The organism is Kocuria flava, from assembly GCF_001482365.1.
In the GTDB taxonomy this organism is placed as follows: Bacteria; Actinomycetota; Actinomycetes; order Actinomycetales; family Micrococcaceae; genus Kocuria; species Kocuria flava.
This window is the reverse complement of sequence record NZ_CP013254.1, coordinates 39,353-64,305: the sequence shown is the minus strand read 5'-3', so window position 1 is coordinate 64,305 and position 24,953 is coordinate 39,353. Positions and strand designations below refer to the sequence as shown.

Here is a 24,953-nt window from a genome sequence, read left to right as displayed (position 1 = left end):
GCACCCGCCCGGTCCGCTCCCGCCCCGCTCCGGCCCCCCCGGCGTCGCGAGGGGCGCCGCCCACTGTCGCGAGGGGCGGCGTTCGGCGGTTCAGCCGTGGCCGGAGCCGCCGAACGCCGCCCCTCGCGGGGTGGGGTCCAGCGCCTCGCGCACCAGTGCCACCGCGGTCGGCACCGTGCCCCACGGCGTGGCCGTCAGGGTGCGGAGGTCGGCGGCGACGATGCGCACCTCCCGCCACCCGAGGCGCTCCGTCGCTCGCCGGCGGTGGACGTCACGCACCCGCTGCTCCCGCAGGTCGTGGTGCGCACCCTCGTACTGGATGCTCAGGCGTGCCCCCGGGATCGCGAGGTCCGGCTGGACGAGCGGGAAGCCGCCTGCGTCGCACAGGGCGAGGTCGGTCTCGAGGCCACCGATCCCGTGGTCCTCCAGCAGCAGCCGCAGGCGGGTCTCCGGGGCGGAGTCCGAGCCGATCCGGATCCGCTCGAGCGCTCGGCGGGCCCGCCGCACTCCCCGGCGGCCGGTCAGCGCGGCAACGGTCCGCTCCAGCTCCGCGACGGTGGCCTGCGGTCGCACGCCGCGCAGCACGCCGTGGCGGTGGGCGCAGACGATGCCGTCGCCGAGCACCACGAGGGCGTCCGGGCCCAGCTCGGCGGCGCAGTCCACGAAGGTGCGGGCCGGGCTGGTGACGGGGATCCCGTCCAGAAGGGCGAGGTGCCCGTCGGGGATGCGGGAGCGCCGGCAGACGACGCCGGGGCGCTCCAGCGCGCGGGCAGCGTCGGCGCGGGTCAGGTGGAGCACGGGATCGTCCTCCCACCCGGCGGGCACCCTCATCCGCCACAGCAGTGCCGCGCTGCGCCTGCTGACCACGGTGCCGGGGAACCGCTCCGCGAGCGCCCTGGCGGCCTCCCGCAGCGGCTCCTCGCTGCGCGCGGGTACGCGCACGCCCCGGCCCACGGGTGCGGACAGGTCCCGGGTGCGCAGACGAGCCCGCTCGATCCCGGCGTCCAGGGCGCTCCGGACGGAGAACCCGGTGTCCCGGAACTCCTCCGGCAGCGGTGCGGGCGTTCTCATCCGGTCACGGTGGCGCACCGGACGCAGGTCCCGGTTCTCCATGGCCGTCCCTGTGGACCCGCGTCCGCTCCGATCGCGGGAGGGAGCCCGGTGCAGTGCCGGAGCCGCGGTGGCCCGCGGTTCCGGCCCCGGTGCCGCACAACGTGGTCCCTGTCCTCACCGCGAGGGGCGGCGTTCGGCGGCTCAGACCTGTCCGGAGCCGCCGAACGCCGCCCCTCGCGCCCCCTGCGGTGCTCGCGGTGCTCGCGGTTCGGCCTCCCGTGGGCGGGCGCGGGACAATGGGAGGGACCGTGCAGGAGAGCGACCACGAGAGGACGGCAGGACGATGGACGAGCAGATCCGGCTCAGCGGGGCCGACCACCCGCACGTGCCGATCCCGCGGCTGCGGGAGCTCGATGCGATCTGGACGAAGCGGGTCGTCGTCGCGGCCGTGCTCAGCCTGGTCGTGGGGCTGGTCGCCGGCATCGCCGCGGCGTGGCTGGTGGGCGAGGACGCGGCGGGGCTCAGCCCCGCCCAGTGGGGGCTGACCGCGGCGGGGGCCGGGCTCGTGGTCAGCGGGGTGGTGCTGTCCCTGACCCGCGCCGACCGGGCCCCCCGCAACGACCTGATGGACGCCCGCTCCCGAGCCGCCAAGGGCCTGCGCACCTCGGTCCGGCGCGCAGCCGTCCCGCAGGACCCCGTGCTGCGGGAGATGCAGGACTACATGGCCGTGGAGATGGTCCAGTACGCCTGGCCGATCGTGCTCGCGGTGCCGGGCATGGCGCTCGTGCTGTGGGGGATCTTCGTCCCGCTGCCCAGCGTGGTGGTCGTGCTGGCGCTCGTGGTGGTGTGGGCGGTGGTCCGGGTCAACGGCACCGTGGTGGGCCGGCGCTACTACCGGCTGCGCGGCCTCGACTGAGCGCACCGGACCGGCGGGGGCGTGCGCTCAGCGGCGGGGCGGCAGGCGCACGAGCTCGACGCCGTGCAGCCGGCCCTCCTCGGCCACTGCCGTGAGGTAGGTGCAGTGGGGCTGGCGCCGCCGGTCGGTGGGGGAGCCGGGGTTGAGCAGCCGCGTCCCGGCCGGGGTCGTGCTGTCCCACGGGATGTGGCTGTGGCCGAAGACGAGGACGTCGAGGCCGGGGTGGGCCCGGTCCGTGCGGGCCTCGCGCCCGGCCGCGGCCCCGGTCTCGTGGACCATCCCGAAGCGCACGCCGCCGAGGGTCTCCCGCGCGACCTCGGGCAGGCGCTCCCGCAGCTCGGGGCCGTCGTTGTTGCCCCACACCCCGATCAGGCGGGCCGCCCGGGACTCGAGCCGCTCCAGGGTGGCCAGATCGACCCAGTCCCCGGCGTGGAGGACGACGTCGGCCGCGTCCACGGCGTCCCAGACCTGCGCGGGCAGGTCGCGGGCGCGCTTGGGCAGGTGGGTGTCAGCGAGCAGCAGGAGACGGACCATGCCCCTCAGCCTCCCGCGGACGCCCGCAGGGGCCGGCCCCGGAACCGGTCGAGCAGCCGGGCCCCGAGCCAGGCGAGGGCGAAGAAGACGATCACCGCGACGCCCAGGAAGTTCAGGTCCAGGGCCGCGACGGCGGCGAGCAGCCCGCCGGAGGGGTCCACCAGCTCCGCGAGCACGGAGAGCAGGCCGGTCCCGCCGATCACGAAGGCGATCGCGACCGAGACCGTGGTGACGGTCAGGTCGTAGTCGAGCTTCCGGCGGGCGTCGGTCGAGGCCCAGCCGTAGACCCGGTGCATGAGCACGCCGTCGGCGCTGTCGAACAGGGTCATGCCGGCGGTGAAGAGCACCGGCAGCACGAGCACGGCGTACCACGGCAGCTCGGGGGCGAGCCCGCCGGCCATGACGAACAGCCCGATCGAGGCCGCCGTGTCCAGGCCCAGGCCGAACAGGAAGCCGACCGGGTACATCCGGGCGGGCCGGTCCACGGCCTGGGTGACGGGGTGCAGCACCCGGTGGAGGACCCCGCGGCGGTCGAGCTGGGCCGCGAGCGCCGCGGCGTCCAGGGTCCCGGCGCGCGCGGCGCGGCGGGCCCGGCGCAGGCGCAGCAGCACCCCGAGGTTGAGCACGCCCGCGGTGAGCAGGAACAGCCCGGAGACGGTCCCGCCCCAGATCCCGGCGGCCCGGCGCAGCCCCGACCCCTCGTCGGCGAGCCCGCCGGCGACGACCTCCAGGCCCAGCGCGAGGGCCAGCACGGAGAGCAGGACCACGGAGGAGTGGCCCAGGGCGAACCAGAAGCCGGTGGCGGCGGAGGGCCGGCCGCGGGCCATGAGCGAGCGGGTGGCGTTGTCGATGGCCGCGATGTGGTCGGCGTCGAAGGCGTGGCGCACGCCCAGGGCGTAGGCGCTGAGCGCGAGGCCGGTGAACACCGCGGTGCCGGCGGTGCCGCTGCCCGCCACGAGCAGGGGCAGCGCCCCCCACCCCACGACGTGGAGCAGGACGACGGCGGCGCCGATCAGCGGAAGGCCCCGGCTTCCGGCGGTCGGCGGGGCTGCGGTGCGGGCGGAGCTCACGGGTGGCCTTTCGTCGAGGAGGTCGGGGACGGGGCGGGACCCGCGGGGCGGGGGTCCGCCCCGCGGGTCCCCGGGTCAGCTCTCCAGCGGCACGCCGGCCTGCTCGGCCTCGGCGAAGAGGGCGTCGACGTGCACGACGTCGTGGCCCTCCCGCTCCAGCAGGCTGGCGGCGGTGCCCGAGCGGTAGTCGGAGCCGCAGTGGATCCACAGCCGGCCGGCGGGCACCTCGTCCAGGCGCGTCAGCAGCTCGTGCAGCGGGATGTTCACCGCGCCGGGGATGTGGGAGTCCTCGTACTCGTCGGTGCGGCGGACGTCGAGCACCGTCTCGCCCTCGGGGCGCTCGGCGAGCATGCCCTGCCAGTCGACCCGCGGGTAGGAGGAGACGGGCGCGCCGGGGGCGAGCTGCTCCGGGTCCTCGCCGAGGGCGGCGTCGGGGGACTCGATGCCGATCCGGGACAGGTCCCGCACGGCGTTCTCGACGTCCTCCCGGGAGCCCACCAGCGTCAGCTTCCGGTCGTACGGGAAGATCCAGCCCAGGAAGGCGGTGAAGCTCGAGCCGTCGCCGTACTCGAAGCTGATGGTCCCCTTGAGGTGGTTCGCGGAGTAGGCCACCCGGTGGCGCAGGTCCACGACCCACTCGCCCTCGGCCAGGCGCGAGGTCAGCTCCTGCGCGTCCAGGGAGTCGGGCACGGACAGGTCCGGTTCGGCGGGCCCCTCCGTGTTCCCGGGCATCATGTGCACGTAGTAGTTCGGGTACGCGGTGAGGTTGGCGATCAGCTCGGAGACGAAGTGCTCCTCGTCGCCGTCCGTGTAGACGTGGTTCGTGCGCATCTGCTCGCCCAGCGTCGACTCGTCCGCCCCGGTGGCCGGCCCGGAGGAGCAGAAGGAGCCGAACCCGTGGGTCGGGTACAGCGCGGCCTCCTCCGCGGCCTCCTCGGCCAGGCGGCGGGCCGAGGCGTACTGGTCGTGCGTCAGCCCGACCATGTGCTCGCGGCCCAGCAGGTCCGTGCGGCCCACGGAGCCGTAGAGCACGCTGCCGCCGGAGAACACGGCCTGCTCGCCGTCGTGGACGACGACGAAGGACAGGTGGTGGTGGGTGTGCCCGGGCGTGGCCACCGCCTTCACGGTGAGCCCGCCGACCTGCAGCGTCTCGCCGTCGGAGACGGGGGTGCGCTCGAAGGAGACGTCGTCGGCGGCGTTGACGAGATACGTCGCCCCGTGCTTGCGGGCGTAGGCCCACCCGCCGGTCAGGTAGTCGTTGTGGATGTTGGTCTCGGCCACGTGGGTGATGCGCACCCCGGCCTGCTCGGCGGCGGCCTCGACACGGTCGATGTCGCGCTGGGCGTCCACCAGCAGGCCGGTGATGCCGTCGTGGACGAGGTAGCTGCGGTCCCCGAGCTGTGGGGTGTCGATGACGATGACGTCCATGGTCGTTCCTCCTGCGTCTCGCCGCGGCGCGGGGCCACGGTATCGGGCGGGTGTTACGAGAGTGTTCCAGAGAACGCGGCGGGGCGGGGCAGGCGCTCCGCCGCCGGACGGTGGGGCGGGGTGGTGCTCAGGCGGTGCGGGCGGCGCGCAGCGGGCACTTCGGGACGGCGAACCAGCACGCCAGGGCGGCGACGGCCAGGGCGCCGGCCCCGATGCCCACCGCGGCCCCGGCGGCGCCGGGGAGCTCCTGGACGAGCACGAACACGCCCATCACCAGGACGAAGACGCCGAAGCCCTTGCGCAGGGCGGCCTCGGGGACGATCCCGGCCAGGCGGGCGCCGACGACCGAGCCCGCGATCGCGGCGGCGGTCACCGAGAGCACGAGCGCCCAGTCCAGCTGGACGGTGGTGAGGTAGCCGGCGAGGCCGGCGAAGGACTTCATGGCGATGACCACCAGGGAGGTCCCGACCGCCACGGGCATGGACAGCCCGCCCAGCAGCGCCAGCGCGGGCACCACCAGGAAGCCCCCGCCGGCGCCGACGAGGCCGGTGACGAGGCCGACGACGAGGCCCTCGAGCACGACCTTCAGCAGCGGCAGCTCGCCGTCGTGGGGGGTGGCGGCGGAGCCCTTCCGGCCGCGGATCATCGCGAGGGAGGTCGCGACCATCATCAGGGCGAAGGCGATCATCAGCACGGTGCCGGGGATGTGCCCGCCGAGGATGCCGCCCAGGAACGCCCCGGCCATGCCGGCGGCGCCGAAGACGAGCCCGGTGCGCCACTTCACCCGGCCGTTGCGGGCGTGGTTGACGGCGCTGACGGCGGAGGTCGCGCCCACCACGAACAGCGAGGCCGCGATGGCCTCCTTCGGGTCCAGGCCCGCCACGTAGGTCAGGATCGGGACGGTGAGGATGGACCCGCCGCCGCCGAGCAGGCCGACCGAGAGCCCGATCAGCACCGACAGCAGGAGGGTCAGGACGAGGGTGACGGTCATGGAACCGGATCCTTTGCTGCCCGCGGCAGGCGCGGGCTCGACGGGGACGGTGCGGGCCGGCCCGTGGGCCGGCGGTTCGGTCCGAGTATGGCAGATACCCTAGGGGGTATTCAACTACCCCCAGGGGTATGCCCTCCCCGCGACGGGCGGGTCCGTCTGATCGCCCAGCGAGAACCGAAGCCCAGGGTGCTTCCTTTTCGGTGCCCGTCGTGCCCACAGTGGTCCTGTGTCCGTCCGTCCGCCGGGCCGCGCCGTCCGCCGGCCCGAGAAGAGGAGCGCAGCATGAGCTACACGACCGCCGTCGTCGTCCCCCTGTCCTACGAGGACGCCGTCCGGCGCACCCGCGAGGCGCTGTCCGAGCAGGGCTTCGGGATCCTCACCGAGATCGACGTCCGCGCGACGTTCGAGAAGAAGCTCGGACCCGAGGCCGCGGAGGGCGTCGGCGACTACGTGATCCTCGGCGCCTGCAACCCCGGCCTGGCCAGCAAGGCGCTGGCCGCGGAGCCGGAGCTGGGGGCCCTGCTGCCGTGCAACGTGGTCGTGCGCCGGGGCCCGGAGGCCGGGTCCAGCACCGTCGAGGCGATCGACCCGCAGACCATGGTGCAGCTCAGCGGCACGGAGGCGGTCCGCGAGGTCGCCGACGACGCCGGTGCGCGCCTGCGCGCCGCGCTCGAGGCCCTCGACGGCCGGCCCGCCGGCGCGCCGTAGCCCGCGGCGCCCGCAGGGCGCGAGCACCCGTCCCCACCACCCCGTTCAGGAGGAACGTCCATGAGCACCGACATCACCGGCAAGAAGATCGCGTTCGTCGCCGTCAACGGCGTCGAGGAGCCCGAGCTCACCGAGCCCTGGAAGGCCGTGCAGGAGGCCGGCGGCACCCCCGTGCTGCTGTCCCGGGAGAAGGGCAGCATCACCGCCATGCAGGGCGACTGGGACCGTGCCGGCAGCTACGAGGTCGACGGCACGCTGGCCGAGGCCCGCGCCGAGGACTTCGACGGTCTCGTGCTGCCCGGCGGCACCCTCAACGCCGACAACGTCCGCGCGGACCAGGACGCGCTGCGCCTGGTCAAGGAGTTCGACGCCGCGGGCAAGCCGATCGCCGCAATCTGCCACGCGCCCTGGATCCTCATCGAGGCCGGCCTGGCCCGCGGCAAGCGGCTGACGTCCTACAGCTCCCTGGCCACCGACCTGAGGAACGCCGGAGCCGACTGGGTCGACGAGGAGGTCGTCGTCGACGGCCGGCTCGTGACCTCCCGCAACCCCGGGGACCTCGAGGCGTTCAACCGCGAGGCGCTCGAGCAGTTCGCCGGCTGAGCCCGGCGGCGCCCGCACGGCGCAGGCCCCGGCCCGGTTCCCCGGGCCGGGGCCTGCGCCGTGCCGGCGGGGACCTCAGGGGCGGCCGCGCCCGCGCGCCTCGTCCTCCTCGTAGACGTCCGGGATGCCGTCGTGGTCCTCGTCCACGGACTCGAGCTTCTCGATCATGCGGTAGCGCCTGTTCCGCGCCCGCAGCAGGACCGAGGCCAGGGCCGCCGCCAGCACGGACGCGCTGAGGATCGCGACCTTGGCCTGGTCGCCCGGCAGGCTGCCCGGGGCGAAGCTCAGCTCCGCGATCAGCAGGGAGACGGTGAAGCCGATCCCGGCCAGCAGCGCCACGCCCACGAGGTCGATCCACTGGAAGGCCGGGTCGAGCCGGGCGCGCGTGAGCTTCGTGACCAGCCACGTGGCGCCCACGATGCCGATCGGCTTGCCCAGCACGAGCCCGGCGACGATGCCCAGCGTCACCGGCGACGAGAGCGCGGAGGTCAGCCCGTCCCAACCGCCCACGGCCACCCCGGCGGAGAAGAACGCGAAGACCGGCACGGCGAAGCCGGCGGAGAGCGGGCGGAAGCGGTGCTCGAAGATCTCGGCGAGGCCGGGCCCGGCCCCGGGGCCGCCGCTGGCCTCGCTGCGGATCACGGGCACGGCGAAGCCCAGGAGCACACCGGCGACGGTGGCGTGGATGCCGGCCTCGTGCACCAGCACCCACACCACGATGCCGATCGGCAGCAGGATCAGCCAGGCGGCCGGGGCCCTCAGGCCGAAGAACCGGCGGTACTTCTGGGCGAGGAACAGGTACAGGGCGTAGGGGACCAGGGCCAGCAGCAGCGGGGAGAAGCTGACGTCCTCCGAGTAGAAGACGGCGATGATCGTGATCGCCAGCAGGTCGTCGACCACGGCGAGGGTCAGCAGGAACAGCCGCAGCGCCGCGGGCAGGTGGGAGCCGATGATGGCCAGCACCGCCACGGCGAAGGCGATGTCCGTGGCGGTGGGGATCGCCCAGCCGCCGGAGGTCTCGGGGTCGGCGGCGTTGAACGCGGCGTAGATCAGCGCCGGGACGACCACGCCGCCCACGGCGGCCGTGACCGGGACGACGGACCGGCGGAACTCGCGCAGGTCCCCGGCCACGAACTCGCGCTTGAGCTCCAGGCCCACGAGGAAGAAGAAGATCGCCAGCAGCCCGTCGGCGGCCCAGGTGCCGAGGCTGAGCTTCAGGTGCCAGGGCTCGTAGCCGACCTCGAGGTCGCGCAGGGCGAAGTAGCTGTCGGCGAAGGGGGAGTTGGCCCAGACGATCGCGACCAGGGCGGCGGCGACCAGGAGCAGGCCGCCGACGGTCTCCTTGCGCAGGATCTCGCCGACGCGCAGCACCTCGCGGTAGCTGCCGCGGCGCAGGGTGTCGCGCGAGTGGTCCTGGGCCCGGTGCTCCGGGGAGTCCTCCGGGCGGACCGTGGGGTCGTGGCTGGACATGGGGCAGTGCCTCCGTCAGGGGTCGTCGAACACGGACATGCCGACCAGACTTCCCGGCTCACCTGAGGTGCCAGTCTACGGGTCGGCATGGGGCGCGCCACCCCGGGCGGGAGGGCCGTGCCCGGCGGGGCTCAGCCGAGGAGGTCGCGGCGTCCGGCGCCCGCCACGGCGGCTCCCGTCAGGACGAGGGCCGCCGCGGCCAGGCCCGCGAGCGGGGCGGCGGCCCACTCCTCGGAGGGCAGCAGGGGCGTGAGCTCGACGGGCGAGAGCCGCCGCGCCCAGTCGGGCAGCTCGAGCAGCTGCCCGAACCAGGCCACGAACACGATCCACGCGACGACCGCCCAGCCGACGGCCGCGGCCGTCCGCGGGGCGAGCCCGACCAGGGCCGCGACGAGGCCTGCGAGGGCGAGCACGGCCGGCAGGTAGGCGAGGGCGGCCAGGGTCAGCTCGCCCGTCCACCGGGCCTCGCCGGTGGTCGCGGCGACCCCGGCCCCGAGCGAGGCCCCGCAGGCCACCAGCAGCACGGGCACCTGCACGACGACGACGCCCAGCCAGCCCAGCAGCCAGCGCGGCCGGGGCACCCCGGCCGTGAGCAGCAGGGCGGCCCGGCCCTCGTCCTCCTCGGTGCGCAGCCGCAGCACCGCCGAGACGGCGAAGGCGCTCACCCCGAGCACGAGGTAGGACAGGGTCGCGGCGGCGAAGGACTCCGTGAGGGCGTCCATGTCCACCACGAGCCAGTCCTCGAGCGTGGGGATGTCCGCGGCGCTGTCCTCGAGGGAGTCGGCGAGCGTGCCGAAGGCCAGGCCGAACAGCACCAGCCCGGCCGCCCAGCCCAGGAAGGTCCCGCGCAGCAGGCGGCGGGCCGTGCCCGGCACGGACAGCAGCCCGCGCCCGGCCGCCGCGGGCCCGGGGCGGCCGGGCCACAGGCCCGCGCCGAGGTCGCGGCGGCCGGCCAGGACCACGGCGGCGCCGAGCAGCGCCGCGGCCGCCGCCGCGGAGAGCGTCAGCGGCCACCACCGCAGGTCCACGTACATGCGGGTCTGCTGGGCCCACGCGATCGGGGACAGCCAGGACAGCCACGACCCGGAGGGCTCCAGCACGTCCCCGATCCCGCGGGCCAGGAACGCGGCGCCCAGCACGGCCAGCGCCAGGCCGGTCGCGGTGCGGGCGTGCCCGCTGAGCTGGGCGGTGACCGCCGCGACCGCGCCGAAGACCAGGCCCGTCAGGGCGGTGGCGGCGCCCCAGGCCACGGCGTCCGCCCCGCCCAGCCCGGCCGCGGCCAGGGCGGCCGTCACCCCGGCGCCCACCGCGGCGTCCGCGACCGCGACGGCCCCGAGCGCGGCGGCGGGCGGGGCGAAGCGGCCCACCGGCAGGGCCCGCAGCACCTCGAGGCGGCCGGACTCCTCCTCCGCGCGCACGTGCCGGCCCGCCAGGAGGATGCTCATCACGGCGGCGGCCACGAGCACCGACAGGCTCAGCTCGTTGACCGTCATCGCACCCAGGGTGTAGTCGTCGGCGCCGAAGGCCGGGCCGGTCATCATGATCGCGGCGGGGTTCTCCAGCAGCGCGGCCCGGGCCTGGCGGGCCTGCCCGTCCGGGAACGTCTCCCGCAGGGCACCGACGGTCCCGTACACCGTGCCGGCCAGGGCGAGCACCCACACGAGCAGCCGGACCCGGTCCAGGCGCAGGTTCAGCCGCAGCAGCCGTCCGGTCGCCGTCCACGGGGCGCCGGTGCTCACCGCGCCCGCCCGCTCCCGGCGGCCGCCGGCCCGGTGGGGGCCGCTCCCGCGCCGTCCCGCCGGCCCGCACCGTCGCGCAGCCCCGTGCCCTCCGGCCGGTCCGCAGGGTCTCCCGCCCGGTCCCCGTAGTGGCGCAGGAACAGCTCCTCGAGGGAGGGCGGGGCCACGGCGAGCTCGCGCACCCCCAGCCCGGCCAGCACCGGCAGCACCTCGCCGGCGCGGGCGTCGTCGAGGTCGAAGGACAGCCGCCCGTCCTCGTGCACGAGCCGGTGCACCCCGGCCAGCCCCGCCAGCGGGGCCGGGTCCGCGTCGGTCCTCGCGGTCACGGCCGAGCGGGTGAGGTGGCGCAGCTGGGCGAGGGTGCCGCTCTCCACGTCCTTGCCCGCGCGGATGATCGTGACCGTCCCGCACAGCTTCTCGACCTCGGCGAGGACGTGGCTGGAGAGCAGGACCGTGGCCCCCTCCCCGGCGAGCCGGCGCACCTCGTCGGTGAACACGGCCTCCATGAGCGGGTCCAGGCCGGCCGTGGGCTCGTCGAGGAGGTAGAGCTGCGCCTGGGCGCTCAGCGCGGCGACGAGGACCACCTTCTGCCGGTTGCCCCGGGAGTAGCTGCGGGCCTTCTTCGAGGGGTCCAGCTCGAAGCGCTCGATCAGCTCGTCGCGGCGGCGGCGCCGTCGTCGTCCGCCCCGCACGTCGGTGAGCAGGTCGATGATCTCCCCGCCGGTGAGGTTCGGCCACAGGTTCGTGTCCCCGGGGACGTAGGCGGTGCGGCGGTGGACCTCCACGGCCTCCGCCCACGCGTCGCGGCCCAGCACCCGGGCCGAGCCCGCGTCGGCGCGCAGGAGCCCCAGCAGCACGCGGATCGCGGTGGACTTGCCCGAGCCGTTGGGGCCCAGGAAGCCCGCGACCTGCCCCGGGCCCACGGTCAGGTCGAAGCCGTCGAGGGCGCGGGTGCGGCCGAAGGTCTTCACGAGCCCGCGGGCCTCGATCACCGGGGTGTCCATGGGGGCCTCCTGGGGGCGTCCGGGGCCGGCGCCGCCGCGCCCGCCCGTCGTGCGTTCACGCTAGGCACCGCGCCGGGGTCCGGACAAGGCCGCCCGGCGCGGCCCGTCACGCCGCCGGCCGCGGACCTCCCGCCCGGTGCCGCCCCGGCCGGGACGGCACCGGGCGGGCGCCGGCCGGAGCGGTCGCGCGGGTCGAGCCAGGCCTTGGCCCGCAGGGCGGGCCGCTCGACGAGCCGCCACGACAGCAGGGCCAGGGGCAGCGTCAGGGCCAGCACCAGCACGGTGTTGGCGGCGACACCCCACGAGGCCGTGCCGAGCAGCACGAGCAGCTGCTGCACCGGGTAGGCGTAGATGTAGACGCCGTAGGACAGGTCCGTGCGGGTGGTCCAGTCCCGGGCGGGGGCGGCCCCCAGGCCCAGGAGCAGCACGGCCAGGGGCAGCTGCCCGTACAGGTCGGCCCAGCCGAGGTCCGTCAGCAGCGCGTAGACCGAGGCGGCGGCCACCACATGGCTCGGGGTCGGGCGCCAGGTGTCGGCGAAGGCCCACACCGCGGCCCCCGCCAGGAAATAGCCCGTCAGCCGGGCCGCGCTCAGCCACAGCCCGCTCGAGACCTCCAGCGGGCCCTCCGCCAGGGCCCGGAGGGCGACCACGGCCAGGAACGTGCCGGGCAGCACCCACCGGGCGCGGCGCACCGCGACCGGCAGGCTCAGCACGAGGCCGATCAGCAGGTAGGCGAGGGCCTCGTGGAACAGCGTCCACAGCGAGCCGTTCCAGGAGTCCGGCGCGGGCACCCCCACGAGGGTCCCGTCGATGCCCCACTGGGAGATCCGCAGGTCGGCGTTGGCCAGCACGAACCCTGCGGCGGAGGCGGGGACGAGCGCCGTGCCCTCGAGCGCCGCGGCGACCGGGGCCAGGACGACCGCCACCACGAGCAGGCTCACCAGGAAGCCGGGGTAGATCCGCAGGAACCGTCGCCACAGGAACGGCACCAGGCCCGTCCGCACCCGGCTCTGGGCGATGAGGAAGCCGCTGAGGACGAAGAAGCCGTTGACGGCCACGTCGGAGACGACCTCCAGGCTCGGGCCCTCCGCACCGGTCAGCGGCCAGGCGTGGCCGAGGACGACGAGCGAGGCCAGGGCCAGGCGGATCGCGTTGAGGCGGTTGGTGCGGCCGTCCAGACGGTCGTGGAGCGTTGTGGCCACGGGAGGTGCCTTCCGTCGGTGGTGGGCAGCGCGGCCGGCGCGGTCCGCTGCGGGACGCGGGACGGTCCCCGGCGCGGGAGCGGGCTGCGGCGTGCCCCCGCACGTCCGAGCACGAGCATAGAGATGCAGATGCATGTTCTGACCCGGATGCCCCCGAAGTGGGGACGGGCGCTCATCGGGGGACGAGCCCCGGGGAGGGAGGGTGGCGGCGGTGCCGGCTGTCACAAAAAGCCCCGGTGAGCACGGGATTGACGCCCGGTCCGGGAGGCGTGGGAGTCTGTGGGCAGATCCGCTCGAGGAAGGGGGGTCCCGTGCTGGAGACCCGCAGCGCCACCCAGGACCACACCGCCGGGAAGGGCTGGGGCGCGCCCGTGCGCGCCGTGCCGCCGCGGCGCCCGAGCGCGGCCCCGGCCGTGCTCCTCGGCCTCGGGGCGGCGCTCGCCGTCGTCGCGGTGGCCGCCGGGCAGGCGTGGTCGGAGCTGGCCCTCGACGCCGCGGTCGTGCTGCTGACCGTCGGCGGGGTGGGGCTGCTCCTGGACGCCGCCCTGGCGCGCCGGCAGGCCTCTCCGCCCGCCGCGGCGCCCCCGCCGCCGGAGCCCGTTCCGCCGGCGGACCGCGAGGACCGGCTGGGGCTCGCCGGGGTGCGCGAGGAGCTGGGCACGGTCGACGTGCTGCGGGGCGTGCGGCCCGGGCAGGAGCTGTGGTGGATGGACACCTTCCCGCTGACCCTCGCGGGCGACCTCGACGCCATCCACAAGGCCCTCGGCGCGGGGGTGCGCATCCGCCTGCTGCTGCTCGACCCCCGCTCGCCGGCCCTGGCCTCGCTGCTGCGCGACATCCGCCACCGCTACGGGCTCTCGCCCATGGACCTGCGGCGCGGCTTCGACACGCTCAGCCACCAGCTGCGGGCCCTGGGCGCGATGGACCCGGTGGTCGCCGAGCGCCTCGAGGTGCGCGTCTACGACGGTCAGCCCGGGGCCCCGGTCTTCGTCGTGCTCGACGACGGCGCCGCGGGCACCGACGACGCCGCCGGCACCCGCGAGCCCGAGCTGGTGCGCGCCTACAGCAGCTACTACCTGCTCGACGCCAGCCAGGACATGCCCTACCTCGAGTGGCGGCCCGGGGCCTTCGCGGAGAAGCTGCGCGCGTTCGTGGCGCACAAGTGGTCCGAGGCGCACACGGTCTTCCCGACCGACACGGGCGAGCGCTCGGCCTCGGCCTTCCACCTGGGGGAGCGTCCCTGAGGCGTTCCCGCCTGCGCCGGGCGGGCGGGGTCGTCCCCCCACGGGACCGGTGCTGCGACCACGACCACGCCTCGCCCCGGCGCTGCGGGCGACGCCGCCGCGGGGGCCGAGAGCCTCCTGACCTGCGGCGGGACACGTCAACCTTAGCATGCTGACCATCTCCGGCCCCTCCGGGGCCGTCCCCGCGCGGCCTCGCGCTACTGATCAGTAATGACTGGCGGTCCCCTCGCCCGCCCTCCGGCGGCGCGCCCCGAGGAGCGGCGTCCGGCGGGAAGGAGGCGCCCGGAGCGGCCGGTCGCCGCTCCTCGGCGCGGCGGGGGAGGGGCGGGACTAGCATGAGCCCATGAACGAGCCCTCGCGCTGCCCCGTCCCCCACGGCGACCGGCGCCGGACCGTGCCGCCGGGCGAGCCCGCGGGTCCGCCGGTCGAGGTCGTGGACGGCGTGTGGCACGTCCGCTCCCTGCCCCTGGTGCGGGAGGTCCTGCGGGAGGCCGACGCCACCGTCCAGGCCGGCTTCAACGCCGAGGCGGCCGCGCAGGGGCTCACCGGCGACCACCCGCCGGTGCTCTACGCCGACGGCCCCGAGCACCGCCGCCAGCGCAGCGCCACCGCCCGGTTCTTCACCCCGGCCGCCGTGGGCCGGCGCTACCGGGGGCTGATGGAGGAGCGCGCCGACGAGCTGGTCGAGCGGATCCGCGCCGAGGGCGGCTGCGAGCTCTCGGCGGTGACGCTGCGCTACTCGGTGGAGGTCGCCGCCCAGGTGGTGGGGCTGACCGACTCGGGCACCGAGGGCATGGCCCGGCGCCTCGAGCGCTTCTTCGCGATCCCGGCCCCGCCCGGGGACCGGCGCCGGGGCGTGCTGGGCCGCGCCCGGGCGGCGGCCGCCGCCGTGCGCCCGGCCTGGGCCATGGGCGCCTTCCACCTGCTCGACGTGCGCCCGGCGATCAGGACCCGGCGGGAGCGGCCCCGGGAGGACGTCGTCTCGCACCTGCTGGCCGAGGGGTACACCGACCGGGAGATCCTCGTGGAGTGCCTCACCTACGCGGCCGCGGGCATGGTCACCACCCGCGAGTTCATCGCCGTGGCGGCCTGGCACCTGCTCGACGACGACGCCCTGCGGGCCCGCTACCTCTCGGCGGAGGAGGCCGGGCGCCACGCGATCCTGCACGAGGTGCTGCGCCTCGAGCCGGTCGTGGGGCACCTGCGCCGCCGCACCACCCGCGCGCTCGTGCTCGAGCACGAGGGGCGCCGCCACGAGGTCCCCGCCGGGGCCTTGCTCGACCTCTCGGTGCGCGCGGCCAACACCGACGCCCGTGCCCTCGGCCCGGACGCCGCCGCGCTGTGCCCGGGGCGGGCCCGGCCCCGGGGCGTGCGCGCCGAGGTGCTGTCCTTCGGGGACGGCGCCCACCGCTGCCCGGGCGGGTTCCTCGCGATCCAGGAGAGCGACGTGCTCCTGCAGCGGCTGCTGCGCCTGCCCCTCGAGCTGGTGCACCCGCCGCGCGTCGCGTGGCTCGAGACGATCGCCGCCTACGAGGTGCGCGAGCTCGTGCTGCGGGTCGGGGCGGCTCAGGAGTGGCGCTCGCCCTCCCCGGCGAGCACCGCCCGGTAGCCCTCCCGGTAGGTGGGGTAGCGCAGCGCGAAGCCGGACGCGCGCAGCCGCCGGTTCGACAGCCGCTTCGAGCCCCGCCGCGGGGCGTCCGCCTCCGGGACGTCCTCGGGCGGCGGCGCCCCCAGCTGCTCGGCGAGGAAGGCCAGGACGTCGCGCTCGCGGGCCGGCTCGTCGTCGACCCCCAGGTAGAGGGTCAGCGGCTGCGCCGCCATGGTCAACAGGTGCACCGCGGCGGCCGCGGCGTCGTCGCGGTGGATGCGGTTGGTCCAGGCCGCCCCGGCCGCGGCGCCGGCACGGACCCGGTCGATCAGCCGCGTGCGCCCGGGCCCGTAGATCCCGGCCAGGCGCAGGACCGTCCCGTGGGGGAAGTGCTCGTGGAAGATCTCCTCGGCCTCCAGCAGCACCTCGGCGGTCGGGGTGGCCGGCGCCGGGGGATCGTCCTCGGTGACCTCCTCGCCGTCGCCGTCCCCGCACACGGCCGTGGAGGAGATCAGCAGGGCCCGGCGGGGCAGGGCCCCGGCCTCGAGCACCCCGGTGAGCAGGTTGCGCAGCCCGTCGACGTAGGCCGCCCGGTAGTCCTCGGGGGTGCGCCCGTCGGCGGCGGTGGCCACCACGAGCAGCTCCACGTCCCCGGGCAGCTGCGGCACCTCCGTGCGCAGGTCCACCGGCAGGCCCGTCAGGGGCGCCGGCACCCGCTCCGCGTGCCGGCGCAGGCCCACCACCTCGTGCCCCTGCTCCGCCAGCCGCAGCCCGATCTCCGTGCCCAGGTCTCCGCATCCCGCGATCACCACGCTCATGGGCCCATCCTCGCACCCGCGGGCCCCGCGCGGGGCGTCACGCGGCGACCCGTCCGCCGGTGGGCCCGGTCCCGCCGTAGGCTAGACCCGGCGCGCGCGGACACCGCGCGGAAACGGCCGGGAAGGACGGGCAGGAACCGTGCAGTGGTACCACGAGGACGTGGCGGTGCTCGCCGCCGAGGAGTGCTGGGCGCTGCTGGGCCGGGCCGGGATCGGCCGCCTCGCCGTCGTCGTCGACGGCGCCCCGGAGGTCTTCCCCGTCAACTACGCCGTCGAGGGGCGCACCGCCGTCTTCCGCTCCGCCGAGGGCACCAAGACCGCCGCGGCGCTCGAGGCGGCGCCCGTGGCCCTGGAGGCCGACGGGTACGACGAGGCCGCCGGCCGCGCGTGGAGCGTGCTGCTCAAGGGCCGCGCCGAGCCCGTGCCGCGCGGGCACGCGCTGTTCCGGGCCCTCGAGCTGCCGCTGTACCCGCTGCAGGCCGGGATCAAGGACCGGTTCGTGCGCATCGTGCCCACCGCCGTGACCGGCCGCCGCTTCCCGGTGGTCGAGCCCGGCGCCTGGGAGTCCTGGGCCGCCGCGGGCCGGCGCACCGCCACCGGCTCCGCCCGCTGGACCGAGGAGCGCCCCGACCGGGACTGAGCCCGGGCGCCCCCGCACCGCCGGGGATCATCAGTAGGGTGGGGGCATGACCGGGCACACCGTCTACACCGTGGGGCACTCCACGCGCTCCGCCGAGGAGTTCGTGGCGCTGCTGGCGGAGGTCGGTGTGGACCACCTCGTGGACATCCGCACCGTCCCGCGCTCGCGCACGAACCCGCAGTTCAACCTGGACGTGCTGCCGGCGACGCTCGAGCGGGCCGGGATCGGCCACACCTACTGCAAGGGGCTGGGCGGGCTGCGGCGCACCTCGCCGGAGTCGGTCAACACCGCCTGGCGCAACGCGTCCTTCCGCGGCTACGCCGATCACATGCAGACCGAGGAGTTCCGCGAGGCCCTCGCCGGGCTGGAGGAGCTCGCCGCCGAGCACACGGTCGCGATCATGTGCGCCGAGGCCGTGTGGTGGCGCTGCCACCGCTCGCTCGTGGCCGAGGCGCTGCTCGTGCGCGGCCACGACGTCCAGCACGTCATGGGCCCCGGCAAGCTCACCCCCGCCCGGTTGCGGGACTTCGCCGTGGTCGACGGCGACCGGATCACCTACCCAGGAGGAGAACCATGCAGCACCTGAACGAGATCGCCATGCAGCACCTCAACGAGGCCCGGCACAGCGCCCACGGGCGCAGCGCGGCCCAGCTGCTGCACCAGAAGGTCCTGCGCCAGACCCTGATCGCGCTCCGGGAGGGCGCCGAGCTCGCGGAGCACAACGCCCCCTACGCGGCCGCCCTGCAGGTGCTGCACGGGCGGATCCGGCTCGCGGCGAGCACCGACGTGGTCCTCGAGGCGGGTCAGCTGCACGAGATCCCGCAGGAGCGCCACGCCGTCACGGCGCTCGAGGACGCCGTGTTCATCCTCACCACCGTCACCGGCATCGAGCACGCCGCGGAGTAGGCCGCCGCGGAGCAGGCCGCCACGGGGCAGGCCGCCCGGCGGGCCTCCGACCGCGCGGGAGCGGGCGGTTCAGCGGCGGCCCGCGCGACGGTCCCGCCGCCAGGCGACGAGCACCCCGGACAGCGCCACCACGAGCATCATCGTGGCCAGCAGCGCGAGCGTCCCCGAGCCGTCCAGCAGGGCGAGGACGAGCAGGACCAGGGCGATCAGGGTCAGCAGGAGCTGGAAGAGCAGCACGGGGACCTCCGGGGACGGGACGGGCAGCCGCACCGACGCTACCGCACGCCCGGCGGACCCCCGCATTCCCGGTTTCGCCCTGCGCGTGAGGCGTTCCCCCGCCCCGCGGGGCGGGCTAGCGTCGACGACGGACGACCCGCACACCCCCTCTTCCCAAGGAGCACCCCATGTCCCACGTGACGATCCTCGGCGGCCACGGCAAGGTGGCCCTCATCCTCGCCCGTCTCCTGCAGGCCGGCGGCAACGACGTCACCAGCGTCTTCCGCAACCCCGACCACACCGACGAGGTCGAGGCCACGGGCGCGACCGCCCGCGTCGCCGACCTCGAGCAGCTCTCCACCGAGGAGATCGCCCGGCTGCTGGAGGGCCAGGACGCCGTGGTCTGGAGCGCCGGCGCCGGCGGCGGGAACCCGGAGCGCACCTGGGCGGTGGACCGCGACGCCGCGATTCGGGCGATCGACGCCGCCGAGCAGGCCGGGGTCAGGCGCTTCGTGATGATCTCCTACTTCGGCGCCGGACAGGACCACGGCATCCCCGAGGACGACTCCTTCCACGCCTACGCCCAGGCCAAGGCCGACGCCGACGACCACCTGCGGGCCTCCGGCCTCGACTGGACGGTGCTGGGCCCGGGCGCCCTCACCCTGGAGGAGGCCACCGGCAAGATCGACGTCGCGGACGGCGGCGAGCGCGAGGGCGAGCAGCACACCTCCCGCGCCAACGTGGCCCTGGTCGCCGCCGCGGTGCTCGACGACCCCTCGACCGTCGGGCGCACCATCGACTTCTCCGACGGCGGGACCCTGATCGCGGAGGCCCTCGGCGAGCCGAAGGCGGCGGACCGGTGAGCCTGCCGCCCATCCACCAGGGACCCTCCAGGGGACGCCGGCGCCAGGAGCTCGACCTCAACGAGCCGCTGCGGCTGACCGCCGTGGTCCACGGCTCCGTGCAGGGCGTGGGCTTCCGCTACTGGACCTGGCGCCACGCCGAGAAGCTGGGCCTGCGCGGCTCCGCGGTCAACAACGCGGACGGCACCGTGGGCGTGATCGCGGAGGGCCCGCGCTGGGCCGTGGGCGAGCTGCTCAAGGCGCTCAACAGCAACGACACCCCCGGCGCGGTGATGCGCGTGGACTCGCACTTCGGGGCCGCCACCGGCGGGTTCGCGGAGTTCACCACCGGCTGAGCCCGGCCCCCGCGGCCGTGCCCGGCCTAGGATGGGACCATGGCTGAGGCGCATCCCGCGGACCCCGGGCACGAGGGCCACGCGCACGGTCCCGGGCACTCGCACGCCGGGCCCGGCACGGACCGGTGGCGGATCGCGACGGCCTTCGGGATCACCGCGGGGCTGTTCGTCGTCCAGCTGGTCGGCGCCCTGTGGACCGGGTCCCTGGCTCTGCTCCTGGACACCGCCCACGTGCTCACCGACGCCGGCGGGCTGCTGCTCGCCCTGGTCGCCGCCCACCTGAGCCTGCGCCCGCCCACTGCCCGGCGCACGTGGGGCTGGCGGCGGGCGGAGATCGTCGCCGCGGCCCTGCAGGCCGGGGTGCTGCTGGCCGTGGGGCTGTTCGTGCTCGTCGAGGGGGTGCGGCGGTTCTTCGACCCGCAGCCGGTGGCCTCCGCCGAGATGATCGTCTTCGGCGTCGTGGGCCTGCTGGGCAACGTCGTCGCCATGGTCGTGCTCTTCGGCGGTCGCCGCTCCAACCTGAACCTGCGCGCGGCGATGCTCGAGGTGCTCAACGACGCCCTGGGCTCGGTCGCCGTCGTCGTGGCGGCGGTGGTCATCACCCTCACCGGCTGGGTGCAGGCCGACGCCCTGGTCGCCCTGCTCATCGGGGCGCTCATCGTGCCCCGCACCATCCGGCTGCTCACGGAGTCGCTGTCGGTGCTCATGGAGAGCGCCCCGCCCGGGCTCGACCTCGCCGACGTGCGCGGGCACATCCTCGAGCTGCCCCACGTCGTGGAGGTCCACGACCTGCACGCCTCCCGCATCTCCTCGGACCTGCCCGTGCTCACCGCCCACGTGGTGCTCGAGGACGAGTACTTCTACTCCGGCGGCTCGGCCGAGGCCCTCGGCCGGATCCAGCGCTGCGTGGCCGAGCACTTCCCCGTCTCGGTCCAGCACTCCACGATCCAGCTCGAGCCCGCCGACCACGTCGAGCCGGAGGTGTGCACGCCCCATGAGCACTGAGCCCGCCACCCACGCCCTGGTCGTGTTCGTGCCGGCCGGCCACGCCGAGCAGGTGCTGCAGGCCCTCGGCGACGCCGGGGCCGGGCGCGCCGGGAACTACTCCCACGCGGCCTTCGTCTCCCGCGGCACGGGCCGGTTCACCCCGCTGCCCGGGGCCCGTCCCGCGGTCGGGACGGTGGGGCGGCCCGAGGAGGTCGACGAGGTCCGCATCGAGGTCCTCTACCCGGCGGCCGACCGCGAGACCGTGCTGCGGGCCATGGCCCGCGCCCACCCCTACGAGGTGCCGGCCTTCCACACCTTCCCCGTGCACGGGCGCGGCCCGTCCTTCGACGACGAGGGCCGGCTGCGGGAGGACTGACCGGTCCGGTCCCGCCCCCTAGGCTGGGCCCATGACGATCACCGGCACCGACCTCCGGCACCTGCGCCGCTGCGCCGAGCTGGCCCGCGAGGCCCTCGAGGCGGGCGACGAGCCCTTCGGCTCCCTGCTCGTCTCCGCGGACGGGGAGGTGCTGCTCGAGGACCGCAACCGGGTCGCCGGCGGGGACGCCACCCGCCACCCGGAGTTCGCGATCGCCCGCTGGGCCGCCGCCCACCTCGACCCGGGACAGCGGGCCGCCGCGACCGTCTACACCTCCGGGGAGCACTGCCCGATGTGCGCGGCCGCCCACGCCTGGGTGGGCCTGGGCCGGATCGTCCACGCCGCGTCCGCCGCGCAGCTGGTGCAGTGGCTCGGCGAGCTCGGCGTCCCGCCCGCGCCGGTGGCCCCGCTGCCGATCCGCACCGTGGCCCCGGGCGTGCCCGTCGACGGGCCGTGCCCCGAGCTGGCCGAGGAGGTCCGGGCGCTGCACCGGGCGCACGCCGCCCGCCGCTGACGCCCGCCCGCCGCCGGACCCCGGCCGGCGCTCAGCCCGGCAGCAGGGACGAGCGGATGAGGAAGCGCCTGCCCTCGGGGGCCTCGACCGAGAAGCCCGAGCCGCGGCCCGCCACGACGTCGACCGTCAGGTGCGTGTGCCGCCAGTACTCGAACTGCTCGCGGGAGATCCAGAACTCCAGCTCCGCCGTGGCGGGGTCCCCGGGCAGCCGGAACACCCCGAGCAGCACGTCGGCGGGTCCGGTGAGGAAGTCCCCGGCCGGGTAGCACATGGGCGCGGAGCCGTCGCAGCACCCGCCGGACTGGTGGAACATCAGCGCGCCGTGGACCTCCCGCAGCCGGCCCAGCAGCTCGACGGCCGCCGGGGTGAGGGCCACCCGGGAGAAGTCCTCGCCCTCGATCGCGGGGGCGGACTCCAGGATCTCGGTGCTCTCGGCGGTGCTCACGGGGGCCTCCTGCGCGGTTCGGGCGGGCCGGGCGGGCCCGGTGGTGGCCCCACGCTACCGCCGGGCGATCAGCTCCTCCAGACCCAGGCCGTCGAGCACGCCCGCCGGGTGGGGGCCCGCCGCGGTGAAGCGCTCGGCCCACTCCCGCGGCAGCGGCCGGGTCCCGCCCACGAGCACGAGGTTGCCCGGGTAGCGGCCGGTGAGCATCCCCCGGTCGGCCAGGCACCACACGTCGGCCAGGGCCGCGCGCACCGCCCGCGCCTGCGCGGCGAAGAAGGCCAGGCCCGGGTCGTCGCCCACGTTGACGGCGAGCACCCCGCCCGGGCGCAGCAGGGCGGCCGCCTCGGCGTAGAAGGAGGGCTCCGTGAGGTGGGCGGGGGCGTCGCGGCCCGCGAAGACGTCCAGGATCACGAGGTCCGCGCTCCCCGGCGGGACCAGCCCGGGCAGCGCCGCCCGGGCGTCGTCGACGACGACGCGCACGTCCGCCCCCGCCGGCAGGGGCAGGGCCTCCAGGACGAACGCCGGCAGCTCCCGCTCGAGCTCCACGGCCACCTGCACCGAGCCCGGCCGGGTCACCGCGACGTAGCGGGCCAGGGTCAGCGCCCCGGCGCCCAGGTGCACCGCCGTGACGGGCCGGCCCTCGGGGGCCACGGCGTCGGCGACGTGGCCGATCCGCCGCAGGTACTCGTAGAAGATCTCCTCCGGGTGCGCGAGGTCCACGTGGGACTGCTCCGCCCCGCCGATGCTCAGCACCCAGCCGCCCTCGGTGAAGCCGTCGGGGGCGATCTCGGCGTGCACGCCGGCGTCCTTGAGGAATCTGCGCATGCCCGTCATTGTCCCCCGCCGCCCCGGGGCGGCGCACCCGGGCCGGACCTCTATGCTCGTGCGGTGACGTCCTCCCCCCGCACCGCGCCCGTCCCCGAGGAGCCGGCGGCCCCCGCCCCGCCCGTGACGACCGCCTCCTCCGTCCCGTCCGCGACGACGGAGCCCGCCGCACCGCCGCCCGCCCCCGACCGGGCCGCGCGCGACCGGCTGGTGCTCGGGCTGCTGCTGGTCTCCACGTTCGTGGTCGTCCTCAACGAGACGATCATGGGCGTGGCGCTGCCGACCCTCATGCAGGCCCTGTCGATCACGGCGCTCGCCGGGCAGTGGCTGACCACCGCGTTCATGCTCACCATGGCGGTGGTCATCCCGGTCACCGGGTTCCTGCTCCAGCGCCTGGCCACCCGTCCCGTCTTCCTCGCGGCGATGGGCCTGTTCAGCCTCGGCACCCTCGTCTGCGCCCTCGCCCCCGGCTTCGGCGTCCTGCTCGCCGGGCGGGTGGTGCAGGCCTGCGGCACGGCGATCATGCTGCCGCTGCTGATGACCACGGTGCTCGCGCTCGTGCCGGCGGAGCGGCAGGGCCGGGTGATGGGCAACATCTCCGTGGTCATCTCGGTCGCCCCGGCCGTGGGCCCCACCGTCTCCGGGCTGATCCTCAGCGTGCTGGACTGGCGCTGGATGTTCGGGGCGGTCCTGCCGATCGCCCTCGGGGCCCTCCTGCTGGGCGCGCTGCGCATCCCGGACGTCACCGAGCCCCGGCCGGCGCCGCTGGACGTGACCTCGGTGGTGCTCTCCGCCCTGGGCTTCGGCGGGCTCGTCCACGGGCTGAGCACCCTCGGGGAGGGCGGGTCCGCCGCCGTGCCCGCGTGGCTGCCCCTGGCCGTGGGGGCGGCGGGGCTGGCCGGGTTCGTGCGCCGGCAGCTGCGCCTGCAGCGCGCGGACCGGGCCCTGCTGGACCTGCGCACCTTCGCCGCCCCGACCTTCCGCGCGGCCACCGCCGTGCTCGGGGTCAGCGTCACCGCCCTGTTCGGGACCCTGCTCGTGCTCCCGATCTACCTGCAGGACGTGCGCGGCCTCGACCCCCTGGCCACCGGGCTGTTCCTGCTGCCCGGCGGGATCGTCATGGGCGCGCTGGCCCCGGCCGTCGGGCGCGCCTACGACCGGTGGGGGCCGACACGCCTGCTCGTGCCCGGCACGGCCGTGGTCAGCCTCGCCCTGTGGTGCCTGGCCCTGGCCTCGCCCGCCACGCCGGTGGCCGCGGTGCTGGCCGTGCACGTGCTGCTGAGCACGGGGCTGTCCCTCGTGTTCACCCCGCTGTTCACCGCCGGGCTGGGCTCGCTGCCACCGCACCTGCACGCCCACGGCTCGGCCGTGGTCGGCACGGTCCAGCAGGTCGCCGGCGCCGCCGGCGCCGCCCTGTTCGTCGCCGTGCTCACCCTCGGGGCCGAGGCGGCCCCCGCCGCGGCGGGGGAGGCGGGCGCGGTCGCGGCCGGGGTGCGGCTGGCGTTCCTGTGCGGGGCGGTGCTGTCGCTGCTCGCCGTCGTCGGCGCCGTGCGGGTCCGCCGCCCGGCCGGGGCGCGGGCCCCGTCCGTCCCGGCGCCCTGACCCGAGGCGGGTGCACGGGATCCGCCCCGTGCGCCGCGCCCGCCCGGGCGGAGGGCCCGGGGCGGCCCGCCCGTCCGCCCCGGGCGTTCCGGAGCCTCAGGAGCGCACGCGCTCCCGGATCCCGCCCGCCAGCTCGGCGGCCGCGGCCACGGTGCGCTCCCCGAGGCCCACGGCCTCGGCGAGCGCCTCCCGCTCGGGCCCGTCCCGCAGGGAGCGGAGGTTGATCTCGAGGGTGACCAGGCCCGTGGCCGCCGCGGCCCGGGCGGCCTCGGCCGCCGCGGCGAGATCGCTGAGGACGTTGGGGTTGCACCACTGCGCGAGGTCCCGGGCGAGCTCGAGGACCTCCGCGGCGACCGCGATGAGCTCGCGCGGGGGCTGCGCGGCCCCCGCCGTGGCCGCCTGCACCGCCCGGGAGCGCTCGGCGCGCTGCGCCTCGTCGTCGGCGGGCAGGGCGTAGGCGGCGGAGAGCTCCCGGAAGGCGGCCGCGTCCGCATCGGCCAGGCCCAGCGCCCCGGGCACGACCGCGTCGGCGCGGGCGGCCGCCCGCTCGGCGTCCGCGGCGCGCTCGTCCCCGTGGGTGTAGCGCGCCGACATCGCCACGAGGGCCGCGCCCAGGGCCGCCTGCAGCGCCCCGGCGGCCCCGCCGCCGGGGGCGGGCTCGCCCGAGGCCATCCGCTCGACGTAGGCCCGGACGTTCTCGGACCCGATCCGCGGGCGCTCCCCGCGGCCCTCGGTGGCGGACGGCTCGGGGCGGTGCTCGGATCCGGTCACGGTGGTCCCTCCCGGGGTGTCGACGGCGTGGTGGGCCCGAGCCTAGCCGTCCCGCGGCCCGTCCGCGCCGCCCGGCCCGGCCCCGGGCACGACGGGTCCGGCCGC

The 24,953-nt window shown here is 76.4% G+C and carries 28 protein-coding genes; 14 read left to right on the top strand and 14 right to left on the bottom strand.

Annotated elements, in window-relative coordinates; translation table 11 throughout:
* Positions 1–90: 90 nt before the first annotated feature.
* Positions 91–1,071 (bottom strand): hypothetical protein, encoded by a 981-nt coding sequence (locus AS188_RS00290; protein WP_147050843.1) that lies wholly within the window; start codon positions 1,069–1,071, stop codon positions 91–93.
* A 325-nt stretch (positions 1,072–1,396) separates the two neighbouring features.
* Between AS188_RS00290 and AS188_RS00285 the strand changes: the two genes are divergently transcribed.
* Entirely contained in the window at positions 1,397–1,969 is a 573-nt protein-coding gene (locus AS188_RS00285) for a hypothetical protein (protein WP_058857156.1), read from the top strand.
* Positions 1,970–1,996: 27 nt separating this feature from the next.
* On the opposite strand, the gene AS188_RS00280 is transcribed toward AS188_RS00285, so the two are convergent.
* The 4 genes from AS188_RS00280 to AS188_RS00265 form a co-directional block, all read right to left on the bottom strand.
* Positions 1,997–2,503, bottom strand: a complete 507-nt coding sequence (locus AS188_RS00280; RefSeq protein WP_058857155.1) for a metallophosphoesterase family protein — start codon at positions 2,501–2,503, stop codon at positions 1,997–1,999.
* A 5-nt stretch (positions 2,504–2,508) separates the two neighbouring features.
* The gene (locus AS188_RS00275; protein WP_058857154.1) at positions 2,509–3,573 is read right to left on the bottom strand and encodes a HoxN/HupN/NixA family nickel/cobalt transporter; all 1,065 of its coding nucleotides are present in this window, start codon (positions 3,571–3,573) and stop codon (positions 2,509–2,511) included.
* A gap of 75 nt (positions 3,574–3,648) precedes the next feature.
* Complete coding sequence (locus tag AS188_RS00270) at positions 3,649–5,001, bottom strand: MBL fold metallo-hydrolase (RefSeq protein ID WP_058857153.1); 1,353 nt, start codon at positions 4,999–5,001, stop codon at positions 3,649–3,651.
* A 127-nt stretch (positions 5,002–5,128) separates the two neighbouring features.
* Positions 5,129–5,992 (bottom strand): sulfite exporter TauE/SafE family protein, encoded by an 864-nt coding sequence (locus AS188_RS00265; RefSeq protein ID WP_058857152.1) that lies wholly within the window; start codon positions 5,990–5,992, stop codon positions 5,129–5,131.
* A 282-nt stretch (positions 5,993–6,274) separates the two neighbouring features.
* Here AS188_RS00265 and AS188_RS00260 point away from each other — a divergent pair, with 282 nt between their 5' ends.
* Positions 6,275–6,700: a DUF302 domain-containing protein gene (locus AS188_RS00260; protein ID WP_058857151.1), complete on the top strand. Its 426-nt coding sequence runs from the start codon at positions 6,275–6,277 to the stop codon at positions 6,698–6,700.
* A gap of 60 nt (positions 6,701–6,760) precedes the next feature.
* The gene (locus AS188_RS00255) at positions 6,761–7,303 is read left to right on the top strand and encodes a type 1 glutamine amidotransferase domain-containing protein (RefSeq protein ID WP_058857150.1); all 543 of its coding nucleotides are present in this window, start codon (positions 6,761–6,763) and stop codon (positions 7,301–7,303) included.
* 75 nt (positions 7,304–7,378) lie between these two features.
* Here AS188_RS00255 and nhaA read toward each other — a convergent pair whose 3' ends face one another.
* The 4 genes from nhaA to AS188_RS00235 all read right to left on the bottom strand — a co-directional run bounded on the left by nhaA (position 7,379) and on the right by AS188_RS00235 (position 12,718).
* The gene (nhaA, locus tag AS188_RS00250; RefSeq protein WP_083529097.1) at positions 7,379–8,773 is read right to left on the bottom strand and encodes a Na+/H+ antiporter NhaA; all 1,395 of its coding nucleotides are present in this window, start codon (positions 8,771–8,773) and stop codon (positions 7,379–7,381) included.
* Positions 8,774–8,904: 131 nt separating this feature from the next.
* Positions 8,905–10,512, bottom strand: a complete 1,608-nt coding sequence (locus AS188_RS00245) for an ABC transporter permease (protein WP_058857149.1) — start codon at positions 10,510–10,512, stop codon at positions 8,905–8,907.
* Positions 10,509–11,516, bottom strand: coding sequence for an ABC transporter ATP-binding protein (locus AS188_RS00240; protein WP_083529095.1), 1,008 nt, complete (start codon positions 11,514–11,516; stop codon positions 10,509–10,511). Before AS188_RS00240 ends, AS188_RS00245 begins: the two co-directional genes overlap by 4 nt.
* Positions 11,501–12,718, bottom strand: coding sequence for an acyltransferase family protein (locus AS188_RS00235; RefSeq protein WP_058857148.1), 1,218 nt, complete (start codon positions 12,716–12,718; stop codon positions 11,501–11,503). The genes AS188_RS00240 and AS188_RS00235 overlap by 16 nt, the downstream gene beginning before the upstream one ends.
* A 311-nt stretch (positions 12,719–13,029) precedes the next feature.
* Here AS188_RS00235 and AS188_RS00230 point away from each other — a divergent pair, with 311 nt between their 5' ends.
* Positions 13,030–13,962 carry a hypothetical protein gene (locus AS188_RS00230; protein ID WP_058857147.1) on the top strand — a complete coding sequence of 311 codons (933 nt, stop codon included), beginning with the start codon at positions 13,030–13,032 and terminating at the stop codon, positions 13,960–13,962.
* A gap of 343 nt (positions 13,963–14,305) precedes the next feature.
* Complete coding sequence (locus tag AS188_RS00225; protein WP_058857146.1) at positions 14,306–15,571, top strand: cytochrome P450; 1,266 nt, start codon at positions 14,306–14,308, stop codon at positions 15,569–15,571.
* Here the strand turns inward: AS188_RS00225 and AS188_RS00220 are convergent.
* Positions 15,529–16,368: an NAD-dependent epimerase/dehydratase family protein gene (locus AS188_RS00220; RefSeq protein ID WP_058857145.1), complete on the bottom strand. Its 840-nt coding sequence runs from the start codon at positions 16,366–16,368 to the stop codon at positions 15,529–15,531. The two genes, AS188_RS00225 and AS188_RS00220, sit on opposite strands and share 43 nt — an antisense overlap.
* 139 nt (positions 16,369–16,507) lie before the next feature.
* Here AS188_RS00220 and AS188_RS00215 point away from each other — a divergent pair, with 139 nt between their 5' ends.
* From AS188_RS00215 to AS188_RS00205, 3 genes are read left to right on the top strand one after another with little or no spacing between them, the layout of a single operon-like run.
* Complete coding sequence (locus AS188_RS00215) at positions 16,508–17,008, top strand: pyridoxamine 5'-phosphate oxidase family protein (RefSeq protein WP_058857144.1); 501 nt, start codon at positions 16,508–16,510, stop codon at positions 17,006–17,008.
* A 46-nt stretch (positions 17,009–17,054) separates the two neighbouring features.
* Complete coding sequence (locus tag AS188_RS00210) at positions 17,055–17,594, top strand: DUF488 domain-containing protein (protein WP_058857143.1); 540 nt, start codon at positions 17,055–17,057, stop codon at positions 17,592–17,594.
* Positions 17,582–17,914: a cupin domain-containing protein gene (locus AS188_RS00205; RefSeq protein WP_058857142.1), complete on the top strand. Its 333-nt coding sequence runs from the start codon at positions 17,582–17,584 to the stop codon at positions 17,912–17,914. Before AS188_RS00210 ends, AS188_RS00205 begins: the two co-directional genes overlap by 13 nt.
* Positions 17,915–17,983: 69 nt before the next feature.
* Here AS188_RS00205 and AS188_RS00200 read toward each other — a convergent pair whose 3' ends face one another.
* Positions 17,984–18,184, bottom strand: coding sequence for a hypothetical protein (locus AS188_RS00200; RefSeq protein WP_058857141.1), 201 nt, complete (start codon positions 18,182–18,184; stop codon positions 17,984–17,986).
* Positions 18,185–18,318: 134 nt separating this feature from the next.
* Between AS188_RS00200 and AS188_RS00195 the strand changes: the two genes are divergently transcribed.
* Genes AS188_RS00195 through AS188_RS00175 form a run of 5 tightly spaced genes read left to right on the top strand, consistent with a single transcriptional unit; the run spans position 18,319 to position 21,205 of the window.
* Positions 18,319–18,993: an NAD(P)H-binding protein gene (locus tag AS188_RS00195; RefSeq protein ID WP_058857140.1), complete on the top strand. Its 675-nt coding sequence runs from the start codon at positions 18,319–18,321 to the stop codon at positions 18,991–18,993.
* Positions 18,990–19,328 (top strand): acylphosphatase, encoded by a 339-nt coding sequence (locus AS188_RS00190; RefSeq protein ID WP_058857139.1) that lies wholly within the window; start codon positions 18,990–18,992, stop codon positions 19,326–19,328. Before AS188_RS00195 ends, AS188_RS00190 begins: the two co-directional genes overlap by 4 nt.
* A 39-nt stretch (positions 19,329–19,367) precedes the next feature.
* Positions 19,368–20,333, top strand: coding sequence for a cation diffusion facilitator family transporter (locus AS188_RS00185; RefSeq protein ID WP_058857138.1), 966 nt, complete (start codon positions 19,368–19,370; stop codon positions 20,331–20,333).
* Positions 20,323–20,691 carry a YqfO family protein gene (locus tag AS188_RS00180; protein ID WP_058857137.1) on the top strand — a complete coding sequence of 123 codons (369 nt, stop codon included), beginning with the start codon at positions 20,323–20,325 and terminating at the stop codon, positions 20,689–20,691. Before AS188_RS00185 ends, AS188_RS00180 begins: the two co-directional genes overlap by 11 nt.
* 31 nt (positions 20,692–20,722) lie before the next feature.
* Positions 20,723–21,205, top strand: a complete 483-nt coding sequence (locus AS188_RS00175) for a nucleoside deaminase (protein WP_058857136.1) — start codon at positions 20,723–20,725, stop codon at positions 21,203–21,205.
* A gap of 31 nt (positions 21,206–21,236) precedes the next feature.
* Here the strand turns inward: AS188_RS00175 and AS188_RS00170 are convergent, their stop codons facing one another.
* Together AS188_RS00170 and AS188_RS00165 are read right to left on the bottom strand one after the other, a co-directional pair.
* The gene (locus AS188_RS00170; protein ID WP_058857135.1) at positions 21,237–21,650 is read right to left on the bottom strand and encodes a DUF779 domain-containing protein; all 414 of its coding nucleotides are present in this window, start codon (positions 21,648–21,650) and stop codon (positions 21,237–21,239) included.
* Positions 21,651–21,704: 54 nt separating this feature from the next.
* Positions 21,705–22,475 carry a spermidine synthase gene (locus tag AS188_RS00165; RefSeq protein WP_236945014.1) on the bottom strand — a complete coding sequence of 257 codons (771 nt, stop codon included), beginning with the start codon at positions 22,473–22,475 and terminating at the stop codon, positions 21,705–21,707.
* 123 nt (positions 22,476–22,598) lie between these two features.
* Between AS188_RS00165 and AS188_RS00160 the strand changes: the two genes are divergently transcribed.
* Positions 22,599–24,077: a DHA2 family efflux MFS transporter permease subunit gene (locus AS188_RS00160; protein WP_058859622.1), complete on the top strand. Its 1,479-nt coding sequence runs from the start codon at positions 22,599–22,601 to the stop codon at positions 24,075–24,077.
* 96 nt (positions 24,078–24,173) lie between these two features.
* On the opposite strand, the gene AS188_RS00155 is transcribed toward AS188_RS00160, so the two are convergent.
* The gene (locus tag AS188_RS00155; RefSeq protein WP_236945013.1) at positions 24,174–24,848 is read right to left on the bottom strand and encodes a cyclodeaminase/cyclohydrolase family protein; all 675 of its coding nucleotides are present in this window, start codon (positions 24,846–24,848) and stop codon (positions 24,174–24,176) included.
* Positions 24,849–24,953 lie beyond the last annotated feature (105 nt).

Excerpts from the sequence above, each read along its gene's own strand:
- AS188_RS00185 (WP_058857138.1), top strand. The coding sequence starts at position 19,368 with ATGGCTGAGGCGCATCCCGCGGACCCCGGGCACGAGGGCCACGCGCAC.
- AS188_RS00225 (WP_058857146.1), top strand. The coding sequence starts at position 14,306 with ATGAACGAGCCCTCGCGCTGCCCCGTCCCCCACGGCGACCGGCGCCGG.
- AS188_RS00210 (WP_058857143.1), top strand. The coding sequence starts at position 17,055 with ATGACCGGGCACACCGTCTACACCGTGGGGCACTCCACGCGCTCCGCC.
- AS188_RS00280 (WP_058857155.1), bottom strand. The coding sequence starts at position 2,503 with ATGGTCCGTCTCCTGCTGCTCGCTGACACCCACCTGCCCAAGCGCGCC.
- AS188_RS00270 (WP_058857153.1), bottom strand. The coding sequence starts at position 5,001 with ATGGACGTCATCGTCATCGACACCCCACAGCTCGGGGACCGCAGCTAC.
- AS188_RS00180 (WP_058857137.1), top strand. The coding sequence starts at position 20,323 with ATGAGCACTGAGCCCGCCACCCACGCCCTGGTCGTGTTCGTGCCGGCC.
- nhaA (WP_083529097.1), bottom strand. The coding sequence starts at position 8,773 with ATGTCCAGCCACGACCCCACGGTCCGCCCGGAGGACTCCCCGGAGCAC.
- AS188_RS00265 (WP_058857152.1), bottom strand. The coding sequence starts at position 5,992 with ATGACCGTCACCCTCGTCCTGACCCTCCTGCTGTCGGTGCTGATCGGG.
- AS188_RS00175 (WP_058857136.1), top strand. The coding sequence starts at position 20,723 with ATGACGATCACCGGCACCGACCTCCGGCACCTGCGCCGCTGCGCCGAG.
- AS188_RS00205 (WP_058857142.1), top strand. The coding sequence starts at position 17,582 with ATGCAGCACCTGAACGAGATCGCCATGCAGCACCTCAACGAGGCCCGG.
- AS188_RS00290 (WP_147050843.1), bottom strand. The coding sequence starts at position 1,071 with ATGAGAACGCCCGCACCGCTGCCGGAGGAGTTCCGGGACACCGGGTTC.
- AS188_RS00255 (WP_058857150.1), top strand. The coding sequence starts at position 6,761 with ATGAGCACCGACATCACCGGCAAGAAGATCGCGTTCGTCGCCGTCAAC.
- AS188_RS00260 (WP_058857151.1), top strand. The coding sequence starts at position 6,275 with ATGAGCTACACGACCGCCGTCGTCGTCCCCCTGTCCTACGAGGACGCC.
- AS188_RS00240 (WP_083529095.1), bottom strand. The coding sequence starts at position 11,516 with ATGGACACCCCGGTGATCGAGGCCCGCGGGCTCGTGAAGACCTTCGGC.
- AS188_RS00165 (WP_236945014.1), bottom strand. The coding sequence starts at position 22,475 with ATGCGCAGATTCCTCAAGGACGCCGGCGTGCACGCCGAGATCGCCCCC.
- AS188_RS00285 (WP_058857156.1), top strand. The coding sequence starts at position 1,397 with ATGGACGAGCAGATCCGGCTCAGCGGGGCCGACCACCCGCACGTGCCG.
- AS188_RS00195 (WP_058857140.1), top strand. The coding sequence starts at position 18,319 with ATGTCCCACGTGACGATCCTCGGCGGCCACGGCAAGGTGGCCCTCATC.
- AS188_RS00220 (WP_058857145.1), bottom strand. The coding sequence starts at position 16,368 with ATGAGCGTGGTGATCGCGGGATGCGGAGACCTGGGCACGGAGATCGGG.